Raw genomic sequence first — 15,249 nt, 5'->3', positions numbered from 1 at the left:
AGCCTGCGAGAGTATGACCGTGACTGCCTCCCCTTCACGCCGACAGCCCGACGAGGTGGCGCGCGTGGCCTCAGAGGCCGCCGAACTGCTGGAGGTCCTGTGGGGCCGGGCGTCGACCGCCCCGGTGTCGGTGTCCCAGCTCCGCGTGCTGTTCATCCTCGAACACAACGAGGGGATCAACCTCCGCACCCTCGCCGACGCCCTGAGCTCCACTCCCCCGTCGACGAGCCGGCTGTGTGACCGCCTCCAGGCGGTGGGCTTCGTCGAGCGCGCGCCCCACAGCACCAGCCGCCGCGAACTGCGGCTGCACCTCAGCAGTCGGGGCCGGGCCTTCCTGGCCGATCTACGCTCCCGCCGCGAGCGTGAACTGCAGGCCGTCCTGGCGCAGATGCCCGCCCGAAAGCGGACCGCGCTACTGGAGGGTCTGGAGGCGTTCTGCGCCGCCGCCGCCACGCAGATCCACGACGACACCGCTGACGCACACTCCGCCTGACCAGCGGGACCGCAGTCCGCCACCACCCGGCGCACGTCCGCGCTCCGCGGCCGACCGGCGCGAGGACTCTCCCTCGCCCACCGGAACATTCAAGATCCTTCCCTGCACACCTGTGACGTCGTAACTCTGTTGCCTGACTGCCATAGTTGTCAAACGGCAACTGTCTTCCGGTGGCAAGGTGCTACCCGTTCCCATCGCCGACGGCCCGGCGGAGCGGGCCGCTTTCGACACCCGGCTGCTCGGGGAACTAGCGGACGACGCTGGCGAGGTGGGCGGGAACCAGGTCGTCGTGGTGCTCGACGTGTGCGGCGTCCGTCACCTCGCGCATCAGGTCAACTCCGGCCTGGGCACCGGGGCCCTGGCGGATCAGCAGGTAGCCGCCCGCCTCCACGTGCCGGGTGTACTTGGGCACGTGCCGCTTGGCGATGAAGTGCCCCATGACCGCTCCCAGTCCGCCCCCCGTCGCGGCGCCCTCCGCCGCGGAGACCGCGCCCGCGGCCAGCGGGCCGAGCACCAGCAGCGGGCCGACACCGGGCACCAGCAACAGCGCGGTGCCGGACAGCAGTCCGAACAGACCGCCCACCCACGCCCCCGTGGTCGCACCCGACCTGGCCACGTCTCCGGTGGTGACGAAACCGTGCACCCGTGTCTCGCTCCGCAAGTCCTGTCCGATGACGGACAGTTGATCGGCCGGGATTCCCTGCCGGAGCAGAATCCGCACCGCGTCCTCGGCTTCCCTCATCGAACCGTACACACCGACGACACCGTTCACTTGGCTCATGCCGCGCCTCCTTTCACCTCACAGGTTGACTTCTCCCAGCCGCGGCACAACACAGCGGCGGGCTCGCACATGTGCGCCTTTCCGCTGCGGAATCCGCCATGCCCGCAGGGCTCCGGCATCGCACTACAGAGACGCGTGGTGTGTTTCCTTGGCACCGCACTACCGCCAACGAGCCGCAGATGCGCCCCGAATTGACAACATGGATTCGGGGAACAGGTTTGCGAACCTCGGTCGGAATACCGCGCAGAACACCTCGCACCGCCGGACGACTTTGTTCGGTTCGTCACTCACTCGCGCGATCGCGACGGCCAACCGGAGCCGCTCAAAAGGCCGTTGTACATCCGGAGCACACGGGAAGACGTTCCGAGGACGTCCATTGAACGCTCCCAAGCCAGCACACAACGAGGTGCCATCGCCGGAGCGTCCGGAGAGGAGCCTGGTGCCAAGTGCGCAGAACACCACGTCAACAGCCGTCCCCGACCGCGGCCCGGTCACGGAGGACCGCGGCTCCCGAAGACGCCGATCAGCGGGCGGCCCGCGAACACGGCCAGCCCGGGGACCGGAAGCCGGCCGCCGCACCACCAGCGGCGGAGTCGACCGGCGAGGACGACTCATCGTTCTCGCCCGGCTACACCTCCCCCGGCTTCTCCTCGCCCGGTTTCGACGGACCGCAGACGCCGGCCGGGCCGCGCATCGGCGAAAGCGAGACCGGAAAGCGGATGCGCGCGGAACAGCAAGGCGAGGACGCCATCACGCCCCGCCCGCTCCCGGAGCGCCACAAGCCACCGCAGCCTCCCAGGCCCAACTCGTAACAGGTGGCCGCCGCTCGATTGAACGCCGGAGCGCAGGGCAGGCGTGGCCGCAGGAGGTCGATGACTATGGTTCCCCTGCTACTCGTTCTGCTCCTCGCACTACTGCTGTTCGGTGCCGGCTTCGCCATCAAGATCCTTTGGTGGGTCGCGGTGGCGGTGCTGGTCATCTGGCTCTTGGGCTTCCTCGTGCGCTCCACCGACTCGGCCGGCGCACGGGGCCGTTGGTACCGATGGTGACCGACGGCCGTCATGAGAGCTTTTGAGGGTGGGCCCCACCGGAATCCGGTGGGGCCCACTGTCGTGGCAAGGGCGCTGCGCCAAACTTCGGGAAATGGCCGTGGTTTGGAGCTGCGGAGGCGGGTAGGCGCTGAGGCGTCAAAGACTTCGGATCGATGGGAGGGCGATCATGTCGGGGCAGCTCGCTGAGAAGGCCGTTCCTGAAACCGCGGTGGAAAGGGAGTCAACTCCTGAGCAACTGACCACCCTGCTGGCCGAAGGCAAGGCGGACCCCTCGGAGTTGCGAGAGGTCTCGCGGGTGATGTTCGCCCGTTTGGCGGTGCTTGAAGAAGGCACCCAGGAGTACCAGTACGTGCGCAACTCCCTCATCGAGCTGAACATGGCGTTGGTACGGTTCGCCGCGAAGCGCTTTTCCAACCGGGCCGACCAGATGGAGGACATCCTGCAGGTCGGCACGATCGGGTTGATCAAGGCGGTCGACCGATTCGATCCCGACTACGGCGTGGAATTCATCACCTTCGCCCTGCCCACCATCGTCGGTGAGATGAAGCGCTTCTTCCGCGACACCAGTTGGTCGGTTCGGGTGCCGCGTCGGCTCCAGGAACTGCGCATCGACATGGCGAAGGCCAGTGACGCCCTGGCCGCGCAACTCGACCGGACGCCCACCGTCGCCGAACTGGCCGAGCGGCTGGGGATCACCGAGGAGGAGGTACTCGAAGCCCAGATCGCGGCCAACGCCTACACCGCGAGCTCCATCGACGCCGAAGCCTCGGCCGAGGAGGACGAGGGCACCTCCTGGGTCCACCGCCTCGGCTATGAGGACCCCGCGCTCGAAGGCGTGGAGAACCTCACCGCTCTCAAGCCGCTCATCGCCCGACTTCCCGAGCGGGAACGCACGATCCTCGCCATGCGCTTCGGCGCTGACATGACCCAGGCCGCGATAGGCGCCGAACTCGGCCTGTCCCAGATGCACATCTCACGTCTGCTGGCCCGGACCCTCAAGATGCTGCGCAGCCAACTACTGGCGGGCGCCTGACGGTTGCCGGGCGCGGGCGTAGGACACGCCCGCCAACGCCCCCGCCGTGCGGGGCGGTCTCCAGCGGTACGGTTCTGCCGGTCAACCCGCTCCACGTTTAGGACGATTACGGTGACTGAGCGGTGTACGCCGAGCGCGTGCCGAGCTCCTCGACAACCAGGACACCCTGATGAGGCATGAGCGCGCCCAGAGCGGGCCACCCGTCAACGGGCGTTCCCCCGCCAGCTCCGGGGGCCAAGGATCCCGGAACACGTTCGCCGCACCTCCCGGGGCGCCGGGCGCCCGCCTGCGCCGTTCCGGCGGCGGGGCCGGGTCCTGGTTCGGGATGGGCTTCAGCCTCACCCTCGGCGGGGTGCTGGCCTACTTCCTGGCACAGGAGGTCATCCGCATCAGCGAGCTGCTGGTGATGCTGCTCCTGTCGCTGTTCGTGGCGATCAGTCTCGATCCCATCGTGCGCTGGCTGGTGCGGCACCGGCTGCGCAGGGGGTGGGCCGTCGCGTTGGTGGTGGTCGCCTTCGCGGCGGTCCTGGCGGGCTTCGTGGCGCTGGTGGTTCCCCCCGTCATGGAAGAAGTCACCGCCTTCGTCCACGCCGTGCCGGGCTGGCTCCAGCAACTCCACGACCACCACTCGACCCTGGGCCGGCTGGAGGACCGCTACCACCTCATCAACAAGGCGAAGCAACAGCTGTCGAGCGGAGGATCCGACATCCTCGACGGCTTGCTCGGCGCCGGCCAACTGGTGGTCAGCACCGTGACGGCAACCGTCGTGGTCGTGGTGGTCTCGCTCTACTTCATGGTCGGACTGCCACGTATCAAGGACTTCTGCTACCGGTTCGTCCCCGGCAGCCACCGTGAACGCGTGGCCGCGCTCACCGAGGAGATCGTCGTCCGCACCGGGCGGTACATGCTGGGCAACCTGGCCACCTCCGGAATCGCCGGACTGGCCACGTTCGCCTGGTGTGCGGGGACGCAGATCCCCTACTCGGCGGCCCTTGGTGTCCTCGTGGCCCTGATGGACCTGGTGCCGATGGTGGGATCCACCATCGGCGGAATCGCCGTCAGCCTGGTGGCGCTCTCGGTCTCACTGCCGATCGCCATCGCCACCGCGGTGTTCTACGTACTCTTCCGGCTGGCCGAGGACTACCTGATCGTGCCGCGGGTGATGAGGTTCGCCGTCGACGTCCATCCCATCGTCACCGTCGTCGCCGTTCTCGTCGGTGGGGCCCTGCTCGGCATCATCGGCGCGCTGGTCGCCATCCCGGCCGCCATGGCGCTGGGACTGTTCCTCGACGAGTTCGTCTTCCCGCGGATCGAAGCAGGCTGACCAGCCCCTGCCGCGTCCTCCCCCGATGGCGGCCGTGTAGGTGTTCGCATCCGGGGTAGCCGCGCACCCACGAGAACGTTGTCCACGGAAGGGACGAGCATGACTGCGCGGCACGAACGAACCCGCAAACACACTTCGCGGAGGAGGACCGCCGCGTCGGCCGCTGTCGGATCGGCGCTGCTCACCGGCCTGATGGCCGGCGCCGCCGCTCCGGCGGGAGCCGCAACACCAACCCCACAGACCACATCAGCCACACCCTCCGGGGCGACCGCGCTCACGGCGCTGCGCCACCACGTCCAGGACCTCACGATCAGCACCCCGGACGGTTCACCGCTCGGGCAGCGGCTCGACGGCGTGTACCACGATCTCAGCCGCGCCGGGGTGACCGACTGGACGGTCGTCGGCAAGGAGGACCCGGGACGGCCGGCGATCGTGCTGCGGCTGTGGAAGGCCGACGCACAGCAGGTACGTGCGGTGCGCGACGACGTCGTCCCCGCCCTGCGGTTCGCGAGCCAGGGCCGCGACATCTACAGCGCGGGCGTACTCGCGCCCGTCAAGCCCGGCTCCCCCGCCGCCCACGGCGACACAGCCGCTCTGGGCCGCCTGGTCGCCCGGCTGCCGGACGTCCAGGCGACGGTCGACCCCCAGCCGGACGTGGTCTACGTGCACCTGGAAGGGGCCAAGCTCACCACGCATGACCTCGACGCCGTAAGGAACGAGGCCGCGCGGACCGCGGGCAGCCCCATCGAGTCCGTCCGCGTCATCAGTGAGCCGTAGCCACGGCGGTTCCCACACCTCCACCCACACACCGCGGCCTGGACGGTGGCCTTGAGCCACCGTCCAGGCGCCCGACACAAGCGCTCAGGGCTTCTCGTCGCTGAGCCCGCACACCCACGCCAACGCGTCATGCACCCCTTGTGTGAAGTCACGGGTGCCCGCGCGCTGGGTGACGTCCTCCAACTGGACGACCGCCGCGTCGATCTCGGAGGTCAACCGTTCCAGATCGGGCACCCCGGCGGTCTGGGCACCGGTGAGCGGAGCGCTGACGCCACTGCCCATCGTCCACCGGTAGGCGTCCAACGCACCGTACGTGAACTGATCGGCCCGCACGCTCCGCTTCCGCAGGTTCTGGTACGCACTCTCGACGAGGGAGCGGGGCCGGGCGCCGATCAGTTGGGGGTGGGTGGGTGTGGGAAATTCAGTCATACCTCTCGGATATCCGGATTCTCCGGTGCGATGCGTACTGGGCCGATCCGCTGGCCTACCGGAGTACGAACGCCCGGTCGGGCAGGTACCGCGACAGCGCGCAGATGCCTTCGCCCGGCCGGGACGCCCACGCCGCCTACTCAGTCGCCCGGCGGGCCGGGGTGTCGCAGGTGGAGGGCCAACGTCCAGGGCGGCTCCGTCGCCGCCGGGCCCCAGGCGACGCCCGCGACGGTGCAGGCGGGGTCCTCCTCCAGCCACTCCGCCGCGGCCCGGAACAGCCCGGCCTGGTCGTCTCCGCCGAACATCAACGTGCCGTCGTCCTCCACGGTGACGAACAGCTCGGCGTGGCCGTCCACGAATGCTGCCGCCCGGTGCCGCAGCCTTTCCACCACTGACGCCCCATCGTGATCCGCGACCACCTGGCTCGCCCCATTTCTGTCAGCGGAAACCGCCATGCGCGGCGGACAGCACCGCCCTATAAACCGACCCGATTTCGCACGGGCCGCTGCCGTTCCGGGCTACCTCCTGAGGGCGCCCTCGAAGTCGGCCAGCTCCTGGTGGAACTCCTCCACCGCCGCGCGCAGGTCCGCACAAGCCCGCTCCACCTGCTCGTCAGTCGTCAACTCCGCGTCAGCTGGCGGGTGTTCGACCACCTCGGCCAGGTTACCGCTCGCCCGGTCCGCTCCGACGTTCGCCGTACCGATCGCACGCACAGTCGAGTCCTCCCTACTGCGAGAAATGCACCCGCCACAACGAATCCCCACCTCGGGGAGCAGCAAACCTCAATATCACAAAAGCAGTCCGACGGTTTGTCATGTGTTTTCGGTGAAAGCGGGCACACAAGCTCCCAGCCATCCACCCGTTTTCGGTTTCCACCGTCGTTCGGCGGCTATCGCTTGTCCCTGTGGCTGGTGATCATTCCGACGATTCCGGCTACGACGAAGACCACGATGATCACCACGGCTACGTGCGTGGGGGCGGTGGGCGCTGCCATCCACATGGGCTGCCATCCTTCCAGTGGCCGTGGAGGGACTTGTTCCCGGGATTCCCCGGAGCAAGCGCGGTGGCCCGACAGCGATCAGCCCGAGCCCGGACGATGCCGGGCTCGGGCTGAGGTTCCGCGCCGTGTCCCCCCGCGGCCACCAGCGCGGGAACGTCAAGCGGCCGTGGTTATCGAGGGCGTTCGGGCTTCGCCAGGCGCCACGCTGGCCGCGAACGCCTCCTCCAGCATCCCCCGGGCCGCCGCCACCGCGGACTGCACGTCCCGCGTACCCGTCGACACGCACAACGTGTATGTGACGTCCTCCAGTTCACGCCGCAACTCGGTCGGCTCGGCGGTGTTCACCGACCGCCCGGCCAGCGATTCGTACCGCTCCAACAGGTTGCGCAGCACCAGCGGATGAGGCTTCAGCAAGGCCATCTCTCCCCTTCGTTTCACGCCCTTCGACACCCCGTCTAACCGCGGCTGCGCCTACCCGGCCACAGTCGGCGCATGCGCCACCACTTCACCGGCTGGTCTTCCGTACCGCGGTCACTTGGCCTCCGCCTTCGCCAGTTGGGCGTTGAACTGGGCACCCAGCAGCAGGGAGAGATTGGAGAACCACAACCAGATGAGGAACACCGCGACGCCCGAGAGCGAGCCGTAGACCCGCTGATAGGTGCTGACATGGGAAGCGTAGGTGGCAAAGCCGGCCGACGCGGTCAACCACAGCAGCACCGCCACCACCCCGCCCGGCGCCATCCGGCGCAGTGGTCGGGAAGCCGCCGGCCCGGTACGGAACACCACCAGCGTCAGCACGACGGCCAGGCACAGCATGGCGGGCCACCGCAGCACCTCCCACGCGGCGAGCGTGGCACTGGCCAGGTCCAGCAACCGGCCCAGCCGCCGGGCGGTTCCGCCCGTCGCCACGAGGGTCACGGCGCTCGCCACGAGAAGCAGGATGACGAGCAGCGCGGTGAGCAGGATACGCAGAGCCGTGCGCCAGACCGGACGGTGGCTGTCCACGCCGTACATGGCGTGCAGGGCGCGACGGAAGACACTCAGATAGCTGGACCCCGACCACAGTGAGCCCGTCATACCCAGGGCAGCCAACGTCCATGTGGTGCTCGGCTGTTGGGACATCTCCAGCAGGCTCCGCCGAAGCAGCCCACGGGAGGCGGCGGGCACGACCTGGGTGATGTGGTCGATGGCCCCCGGTGCGGCACCCGGAATGGACAGCCCGAGTACCGACAGGACGACGAGCAGCACCGGGAACAGCGCCAGCACGGCGTAGTACGTGAGCGCCGCGGCCCAGTCGGTGAGGTCCTCGTTCCAGGCCATGACGGGCGTCTGCCGCAGCGCCGTGGCCCAGGCGCGGGTGTTCCCGGTGAACACCACTCCCCCTTCCCACCTGTGCTCTCCCCGGGGCGACCGGCCCCGCGGTAACTCACACTCCGGGGCGGTAGACGACGAGCGCCTTGTACGCCTTGGCGATGCTCACCGTGCTGGGGGCACGGCTGACCTCACCGTCGTAGGCGAGGTGTGCGTCCTCGCCGAGTCCTTCGATGCGCAGGGCGCGCAGCTTCTTCTCGGAGTAGACCGGGGAACGCCCCAACGCTCCGGTGACGGCCGCCGCCATCAGCCGCGCGCGGGCGAAGGGGCCAGCCTCCACTACGCGGACGTCCAGCACGCCGTCCGCCAGGTCGCTTCGGCGCAGGGGTGCCACCCCGTTGCCGCGATAGGTGCAGTTCCCCACGAAGACCAGCCACACCAGGCGCCGTTGGCCGCCGAGGACCACCGGCACCGGATCGGCGGTGCGCAACACGTGGAGCGCCGCGAGCACGCTGGCGGGCCAGCTACCCAGTCGGCGGGACCAGCGTTCCCTGACGCGTACCAGCTCCGGATAGGCACCGATGCTGAAGGTGTTGACGAACGGAACGCGCTCACCGTCGGCTCCGTCGAAGTACGCCAGATCGATCGCGGTGGCTTGGCCGTTCCGCACGGCGCGGGCGGTGTCCTCGATCTCCTCCACGCCGAGGTTCATCGCGAGGTGGTTACGCGTACCGCCGGGGAAGACCGCGAGCGGTACGTTCTCTCGGGAGGCGATCGCCGCCGCGGTGTTGACGGTTCCGTCACCGCCGTAGACGCCCAGAGCGCCGCCGCACTCAGCGGCAAGGCGGACCGCCTTCTCCATGAGTCCCGGAAAGTCGTCGTCCTCGGTCGCCTCGATCACCTGTGCCTTCGGCAGAGCGGCCCGCAGCCGCTCCGCGGGCGGTACCAGAAGGGGCGGCACACCCGAGGTGTTGTTGACCACGACGACCAGGCCCTCACCGGCGTCCAGCGCCGGGGCCGCCACGCGCGGTGGTTTCGACTCCCGTCGGTCGGCGCCCAGCGCACGCACCACGGCGGCGGCGCCCACTCCGATGGCCGCACCCGCCAGCACGTCACTCGGGTAGTGGACGCCGGTGTACACCCTGGAGAACGCCACGGACGCCGCCACCGGCGCCACCAGCGCACCCCAGCGCGGGGATTGGAGACCCACTCCGGCCGCGAAGGCAGCGGCCGAGGCGGCGTGCCCGGACGGGAAGGAAGTGGTGAACGGCTGCCGTCGCAGCTGCCGGATGGCCGGGACCGCGTCCCGCAGCGGACGCGGTCGGCGCACCAGCCGCTTGCCCACGGTGTTCACCACCGCCGATGCCAACGCCAGCGACGCGAGCCCGCGCCCGGCCGCTCGCCGCCCGGACTTACCACCGAGACCCGCGATCACGGCGGCCGTTCCGATCCAGAGCACACCATGGTCGGCGGCCCGGCTGAGCCGTGGCAGTGTCGATTCGGCGAACGGCCAGGTCCGGGCGGCGATCCGGCCGAACACGATCTGGTCAACGCAAATGAGTCGCCTTGCTCTGGCGGGACGTCGTTTCATGGCGGTCGTTTACCCGGTCTGTGGAGCGGTACGCACGGGTATGTACCCCTGGGTGACTTTTCCTGCGCGGCTCTCCCCTGACCCGCACTTAGTCTTCCGCACGGTCCACCGCGGGCTCGTCGTCCTGCCTGCCGCGCTTGGCGGTCTCGACCGCGTCCGCGACCCCACGCATCGCCTCGTCGACCGTTTCGCGGATCGGCGTGGCCAGACCCACTCCGGTCAGTTCCAGGATCCTGCGCACCGCCGACGTCGGTGCCGCCACCTGCACACTCCCCCCGATCCGCCGCGCCTCCTGCAAGGTGCGCAGGATGATGTTGAGGCCCGAGGAGTCCATGAAGGGAACCGCCGAAAGGTCGAGCACCAGATTCCTGCGGCCGTGGGCGATTTGGTTGGCCAACTGGTAGTGCAGTTCGGTCGCGGTATCGACGTCGAGATCACCACCGACTGACACCACCGCCACATCAGGCTGACGCACGGCCACATCGATGGACAGCGGCGCGGTTTCGGATGACAAGTCGGCACCTCCGAAGTTCTGGATCTGTGCAACGGCGGCTACCCCGGCCACGGGGATTCATCCACCACGGTTGTCCGAAGTCCTTGTCCTCGCGGTGCCGGCGTCCTCCTCGCCCGTACTGTCGTCCCGGGACACAGGTTGGCGGGGACCGAGCGGGACTTGTGAATGTGTCCCGGGACCCGCTCGTGTCCCCGCCCAGAGCCATGCTTCGCCGTGTGACAGAGCAGCAGAACGGGCGAAGCACCACGTTGTGTCCTGGTCAACCACCTCCCATCGGTGGGGGGGTTCGCGACGACCTCCTCGGTCTCCCTTCTGTGCTCTCCTCGAAACGTTGGGGTACGCCTGCCTCAAGCCAGCGGAACCACACGCGCCCAATCGGGTGAGCTTCCCGTCGGCAGCGCCGCTACGGGACCTCACGTGCCAACCGGCATGCGACCGACAGGTGTTCGGCCCGGCGGCGGCCAGCACGAGCCGCTCGGAATACTGCGCTACGGCTTGTTCGCGATGGCACCGAGGTACTGGTTGAGTTGCTCCAGGCGGTGATCCACGCTCCTGGCCACCGCCGCGATGTCGTCGAGACGAGCCTCCACCGCCAAGAGCGCCAAGGCGACCGCCTTCGAACCGGGTTCCTCGATCGTCTCAGCGACGACGAGTGCTTGTTGAGTCGCGTCCAGCGCTCGCGCGCCGTTGTTCGTTCCCACTCCGCCCCTCTTTCCGTGATGTCAGCCGTCGTTTGCCCGTGGGGGACGGGTGCCCCGGCCTGACCGGGTGACACCAGTCCGGGTCACCGGCACGAAGAGGTAGCCGAGTTGAGGCGTACGTCAGCGGGGCGACCGTGCGGCGGCCTTACCCGGCCGCTTACCGCCTCGATTTCCAACCGCCCTGTGGCGTAGGGCAATCCACACCTTGCGGGCCCGACGCGCCTCGTGCGTGCGGTGGGCGGCCACCAGTTTCCGTGCCTCCTCCTCGGTCTCCACCGTGTGCGCGGACCCGCGCAGCGGCTTGCCCGCGGTCTCCCTCAGGACGAGGGCCGCCCCGGTACCGATGAGGCCCGCGACCATCAAGTAGTAGGCGGGCACCATGGCGTTGTGCGTGCTGTTGACGAGGAACGAGGCCAACAGCGGGGTGGTACCGCCGAAGAGGGACACGGAGATGTTGTAGGCGACGGACAGCCCGCCGTAACGCAGATGCGTGGGGAAGAGGGCGGGCAGCGTTGAGGCGCTGACCCCCGCGAACGTCACCAGCAGCAACCCGAGCAGCACACATCCTGCCGAGGGCCAGAGCAGGCCTCCTTGCCGGATCATCCAGAACGCGGGAATCGCCAAGGCGACCATCGCCATCGCACCGGACAGCAGCACCGGACGACGGCCGATGCGGTCGGAGGACCGGCCCACCACGGTGATGGTGAGTACCACCAGCAGCATCGTGCCGAGCACCAGCAACTGACTGGTCAGCGCGGGGGCGCCGAGCGTCGCCGTCATATAGGTCGGCAGGTAGGAGGTCACCATGTAGTTGGTGACGTTGTAGACCAGAACCAGGCCCATGCAGATGACCATGGCCTTCCAGTGCCGGGTGGCCAGCTCCTTCAGACGTCCTCGGCCGGACATGCGTGACTGCTCGACAGGGTCCTCGTCTGGAGGCGTCTGCGCCGTACCCTCGCGCCGGGCCTCCTCGACCCGCTGGAACGCCGGTGTCTCCTTGAGACGCAGCCGCATGTAGAGCCCGATCAGGCCGAGCGGCCCAGCCACGTAGAACGGGACGCGCCAGCCCCAGGAGGCCATGTCCGCGTCGCTGAGGACGCCGGTCAGGACCGTCACCAGGGCGGAGCCCAGGGAGTAGCCGACGAACGTGCCGAAGTCGAGCCAGCTGCCGAGAAACCCCCGCTTGCGGTCTGGCGAGTACTCGGCGATGTAGGTGGTGGCTCCGGCGTACTCGCCGCCGGTGGAGAAGCCCTGCACGAGCCGGCACACCAGCAGCAACAGGGGCGCGGCCATGCCAACCGTCCCGTATGTCGGCAGGATGCCCACGGCGAAGGTGCTGACAGCCATCATGATCATGGTCGCCGCCAGTACGCGCTGCCTGCCGATACGGTCGCCGAGCGGCCCGAAGACAAACCCGCCGAGCGGGCGCACGATGAACGCCGCGGCGAACGTCGCGAAGGCGGAAATGACCTGCACTCCCGGCGAGCTGGCCGGAAAGAACACCTTCCCCAAGGTGGCGGCCAGGTAGGCGTACACCCCGAAGTCGAACCACTCCATCATGTTGCCGAGCGCCGCCGCCGAGACGGCTCGCCGCACCTGAAGACGGTCGACGACGGTGATGTCTTCCTCACTCAGCCGCTTCTTACGACCGCGCAGCAGCACGCGCACCATGCGCTCGGTACCAGCGCTGCCGGTACCCTTTCCGAACTTGCGTCCCACATCGCGAGGTGACTTGTTTCCTGGCTTCATGACTCCGCATCCGCTGTCGACCGGTGGTCGTACCGTCGCTGGCACCGCGAGGGTGCACACACCATTCGTCCCGCGCCTTCCCACCAGGTACTCCTGTCACACCGGCCGTACGTCGCCACACCCCGTCCGGAGGGGTCCCAGCAGCCTTCTGCGGGTGTCCGGCGGAATGGATGTGTACGTCATCGGGCCCTGGGCAAGCGCCTGTTCGTCAAGCAGAGACGTCAATGTGATGTGGAGGCAGGACATGGGTGCCGAGGACAAGGCCAGCAACGCCAAGGACCAGCTCCGGGGCAAGGCGAAGGAGACGGTCGGTCGGATGACCGAGGACGAGGAGCTGGAGACCCAGGGCAAGGTCGACCAGGCCAGGGGCGATCTCAAACAGGCTGCCGAAAAGGTGAAGGACGCCTTCAAGCACTGAGCATCGCCGATCCTGGGGGCACAGCTGTCCGCGTCTGCGGGCACATGGCCGGGGGCCGCCGCGTTCGCGGCGGCCCCCGGCCATGTCTTCACAGTTACTCCTCCATGGCGATCCATCCCGACGGCCGTCTCCAGATGCCGTGGGGTCACGGTGCCACTCCGTATCGGCCCGCCAGTATGGCGACGGCCTTGGCGATGGCCTGCCGGAGTTCGGGAGGGCCGAGTACCTCCGCCTCCGCGCCGAGTCTGAGCAGGTCGCTGACCGCGACCGTCTCTCCCTCGACCGGCACTTCCACTTGCACCCAGCCCTCCGCGTCCGGCGGCCCGGCGCCCTCCAGGGCTCGGGTACCCACCGCGCCGAACTGCATGGGCAACAGCCGCTGTGCCCGTGGCGAGATGCGCAGTTTGGCGGTTCCCTGGTGGAGCGCGGCTTCCAGGCTGCGGGACGACTCCTGCCAGTAGGCGGCCAGATCGAACCCCGTCGGGCGTTCGAAGACCTCTTCTGTGGTGTCCACCGCGAGGAACCTCGATATCCGGTAAGTGCGTACCGAATCGTGGGCGAACGCCACCAGGTACCAGATTCCACCTTTGAGGACGATGCCCAGCGGACGTATCTCCCGGCGCACCTCACCGCCCCAGCGCCGGTAGTGCGTGCGCAGCACCCGCTGTTCCCACACCGCCTGCGCGACCTGCGCCAGATGCGCGACCGGGTCCGCGTCACGGAACCATGCCCGCGCGTCCAGATGGAACCGGTCCTGGATGCGCCGGGTCCGCTCCGCCAGTTCGGCCGGGAGGGCCGCTTGCACCTTCAGCTGCGCGGTCGTCAGCACGGCGCCCAGCCCCAGTTCACGCGCCGGGCCGGGTGCTCCGGCGAGGAAGAGGGCGTGGGCCTCGGCCTCGGTGAGGCCGGTCAGTCGTGTGCGGTAGCCGTCCATCAGGCGGTAGCCGCCGGCAGGGCCGCGGTCGGCGCGGACCGGGACGCCCGACGCGCTGAGCGCCTCGATGTCCCGGTACACCGTACGGACCGACACCTCCAGCTCGGCAGCCAGTTCAGGAGCGGTCATCCGCCCACGGTTCTGGAGCAGCAGGAGGAGGGAGACAAGCCGGTCAGCGCGCATGGAAACAGTGTCCCGCCATACCTGACAGAGGGTGTCAGGTATGGCGGTCACGCTGGTCACACACCGCACGCAGGAACGCGTGTGGCGGACCGAGAGCGAGAGGACTTCCCATGCCCACGCAGACCACCGGCCACTTCACGTTCGCCAACTGGGATGAGCAGGCGGTCAGTTCGAGCGATGTGATTCCCAGACTCGCTCATGCCTCCGTCACCAACGCGTTCTCCGGTGGCATCAAGGCAGCGGACACCACATGTGAGTACACCATCGTCTACGTCACCGAGAAGACCGGTACGTTCACCGGCATGGAGGCGCTGACCGGCCAACTGGACGGGCGGGACGGGGCCTTCGTCGTCGAGCAGCGCGGCTCGTTCGACGCCGACGGCACCGTGCACTGCACGTTCGAGGTTGTACCGGGAACAGGCACCGGAGAGTTGGTCGGGCTGACCGGCACCGGCGGTTTCACGGCCCACCACGGCGAGCCGTCGGTCGCCTACACCTTCGAGTACGAGTTGGGCTGACAGCCAGCCACGACGGCGTGATGCCGTAAACAGTGTCCGAACCTTCGGGCGCGGCTCGGCGTAAGCGGCGAGGGCCGCCGGGCTGGCCGCGGCCGACGGCCCCATCGCGGTCAGCGACGAGACCCGCTGGCGGCGGACCACGCTTCGCGGACGGCTGCCCGCCGCGCACTCGGGGCGGGCTGGGAAACCACCGCCCGGCCGCTCTCAGAGTTCAGTGGCCGAGGGCGACCTGGACGATCTTGATGACCATCAGGACCATCGCGACGAACAGGTAGGAACGCAGCGCGCCCATACCGATCCTGCGGGCGGTGGACATGGTGGGCCGGGTGAGCGTCGCCAGCGGCGGCATCCGCCAGGTGTCCCGGCCGACCCGGTCGACGGGGTCCTCCTTGGCGACCGTGCGGTGCCGGGTAAGGCCGTATCCGGCGCCGAGGACGGCCA

19 protein-coding genes and 1 pseudogene are annotated in these 15,249 nt (G+C 68.8%); 8 read left to right on the top strand and 12 right to left on the bottom strand.

The features are described from left to right. Positions 1-13: 13 nt before the first annotated feature. Positions 14-493: a MarR family transcriptional regulator gene (locus tag O5O46_RS14720; RefSeq protein WP_269855865.1), complete on the top strand. Its 480-nt coding sequence runs from the start codon at positions 14-16 to the stop codon at positions 491-493. A 247-nt stretch (positions 494-740) separates the two neighbouring features. Here O5O46_RS14720 and O5O46_RS14715 read toward each other — a convergent pair whose 3' ends face one another. Further along, on the bottom strand, positions 741-1,274 hold the full coding sequence (locus tag O5O46_RS14715; protein ID WP_269855864.1) for a general stress protein: 534 nt from the start codon (positions 1,272-1,274) through the stop codon (positions 741-743). A 446-nt stretch (positions 1,275-1,720) separates the two neighbouring features. On the opposite strand from O5O46_RS14715, the gene O5O46_RS14710 reads away from it, so the two are divergent. The 5 genes from O5O46_RS14710 (at position 1,721) to O5O46_RS14690 (ending at position 5,460) form a co-directional block, all read left to right on the top strand. Further along, on the top strand, positions 1,721-2,086 hold the full coding sequence (locus O5O46_RS14710) for a hypothetical protein (protein WP_269855863.1): 366 nt from the start codon (positions 1,721-1,723) through the stop codon (positions 2,084-2,086). Positions 2,087-2,152: 66 nt separating this feature from the next. Further along, positions 2,153-2,323 (top strand): hydrophobic protein, encoded by a 171-nt coding sequence (locus O5O46_RS14705; RefSeq protein ID WP_269856116.1) that lies wholly within the window; start codon positions 2,153-2,155, stop codon positions 2,321-2,323. A 169-nt stretch (positions 2,324-2,492) separates the two neighbouring features. Beyond that, positions 2,493-3,359, top strand: coding sequence for an RNA polymerase sigma factor SigF (locus tag O5O46_RS14700; protein WP_269855862.1), 867 nt, complete (start codon positions 2,493-2,495; stop codon positions 3,357-3,359). Positions 3,360-3,528: 169 nt separating this feature from the next. After that, on the top strand, positions 3,529-4,683 hold the full coding sequence (locus O5O46_RS14695; RefSeq protein WP_269855861.1) for an AI-2E family transporter: 1,155 nt from the start codon (positions 3,529-3,531) through the stop codon (positions 4,681-4,683). A 99-nt stretch (positions 4,684-4,782) separates the two neighbouring features. Further along, positions 4,783-5,460, top strand: a complete 678-nt coding sequence (locus O5O46_RS14690; protein ID WP_269855860.1) for a hypothetical protein — start codon at positions 4,783-4,785, stop codon at positions 5,458-5,460. A gap of 84 nt (positions 5,461-5,544) precedes the next feature. Here the strand turns inward: O5O46_RS14690 and O5O46_RS14685 are convergent, their stop codons facing one another. The 9 genes from O5O46_RS14685 to proP form a co-directional block, all read right to left on the bottom strand. Continuing rightward, the gene (locus O5O46_RS14685) at positions 5,545-5,889 is read right to left on the bottom strand and encodes a hypothetical protein (protein ID WP_269855859.1); all 345 of its coding nucleotides are present in this window, start codon (positions 5,887-5,889) and stop codon (positions 5,545-5,547) included. Positions 5,890-6,029: 140 nt separating this feature from the next. Continuing rightward, positions 6,030-6,281: a hypothetical protein gene (locus O5O46_RS14680; RefSeq protein ID WP_269855858.1), complete on the bottom strand. Its 252-nt coding sequence runs from the start codon at positions 6,279-6,281 to the stop codon at positions 6,030-6,032. A gap of 126 nt (positions 6,282-6,407) precedes the next feature. After that, positions 6,408-6,602 (bottom strand): hypothetical protein, encoded by a 195-nt coding sequence (locus tag O5O46_RS14675; RefSeq protein WP_269855857.1) that lies wholly within the window; start codon positions 6,600-6,602, stop codon positions 6,408-6,410. A 443-nt stretch (positions 6,603-7,045) separates the two neighbouring features. Continuing rightward, positions 7,046-7,309, bottom strand: coding sequence for a DUF5133 domain-containing protein (locus O5O46_RS14670; protein WP_333482378.1), 264 nt, complete (start codon positions 7,307-7,309; stop codon positions 7,046-7,048). A gap of 111 nt (positions 7,310-7,420) precedes the next feature. Then, positions 7,421-8,263, bottom strand: coding sequence for a YihY/virulence factor BrkB family protein (locus O5O46_RS14665; protein ID WP_269855856.1), 843 nt, complete (start codon positions 8,261-8,263; stop codon positions 7,421-7,423). A 52-nt stretch (positions 8,264-8,315) separates the two neighbouring features. Then, positions 8,316-9,791 carry a bifunctional phosphatase PAP2/diacylglycerol kinase family protein gene (locus tag O5O46_RS14660; protein ID WP_269855855.1) on the bottom strand — a complete coding sequence of 492 codons (1,476 nt, stop codon included), beginning with the start codon at positions 9,789-9,791 and terminating at the stop codon, positions 8,316-8,318. 88 nt (positions 9,792-9,879) lie between these two features. Beyond that, positions 9,880-10,305, bottom strand: coding sequence for an STAS domain-containing protein (locus O5O46_RS14655; protein ID WP_269856114.1), 426 nt, complete (start codon positions 10,303-10,305; stop codon positions 9,880-9,882). Positions 10,306-10,793: 488 nt separating this feature from the next. Beyond that, positions 10,794-11,006: a hypothetical protein gene (locus tag O5O46_RS14650; RefSeq protein ID WP_269855854.1), complete on the bottom strand. Its 213-nt coding sequence runs from the start codon at positions 11,004-11,006 to the stop codon at positions 10,794-10,796. Positions 11,007-11,126: 120 nt separating this feature from the next. Continuing rightward, positions 11,127-12,677, bottom strand: a complete 1,551-nt coding sequence (gene proP / locus O5O46_RS14645) for a glycine betaine/L-proline transporter ProP (protein ID WP_269856113.1) — start codon at positions 12,675-12,677, stop codon at positions 11,127-11,129. A 322-nt stretch (positions 12,678-12,999) separates the two neighbouring features. On the opposite strand from proP, the gene O5O46_RS14640 reads away from it, so the two are divergent. After that, positions 13,000-13,173: a CsbD family protein gene (locus tag O5O46_RS14640; protein WP_269855853.1), complete on the top strand. Its 174-nt coding sequence runs from the start codon at positions 13,000-13,002 to the stop codon at positions 13,171-13,173. Between the two features lie 145 nt (positions 13,174-13,318). Here O5O46_RS14640 and O5O46_RS14635 read toward each other — a convergent pair whose 3' ends face one another. Beyond that, positions 13,319-14,290, bottom strand: a complete 972-nt coding sequence (locus O5O46_RS14635; RefSeq protein ID WP_269855852.1) for a helix-turn-helix transcriptional regulator — start codon at positions 14,288-14,290, stop codon at positions 13,319-13,321. Between the two features lie 110 nt (positions 14,291-14,400). Between O5O46_RS14635 and O5O46_RS14630 the strand changes: the two genes are divergently transcribed. Next, entirely contained in the window at positions 14,401-14,808 is a 408-nt protein-coding gene (locus O5O46_RS14630; RefSeq protein WP_269855851.1) for a DUF3224 domain-containing protein, read from the top strand. 211 nt (positions 14,809-15,019) lie between these two features. On the opposite strand, the pseudogene O5O46_RS14625 reads toward O5O46_RS14630, so the two are convergent. Continuing rightward, positions 15,020-15,249, bottom strand: a pseudogene (locus tag O5O46_RS14625) (manganese transporter); the annotation flags it as partial.

Origin of the sequence: Streptomyces sp. RPT161 (assembly GCF_027533845.1) — a bacterium.
Lineage (GTDB): Bacteria > Actinomycetota > Actinomycetes > Streptomycetales > Streptomycetaceae > Streptantibioticus_A > Streptantibioticus_A silvisoli_A.
This window is presented reverse-complemented; position numbering and strand designations above follow the sequence as displayed.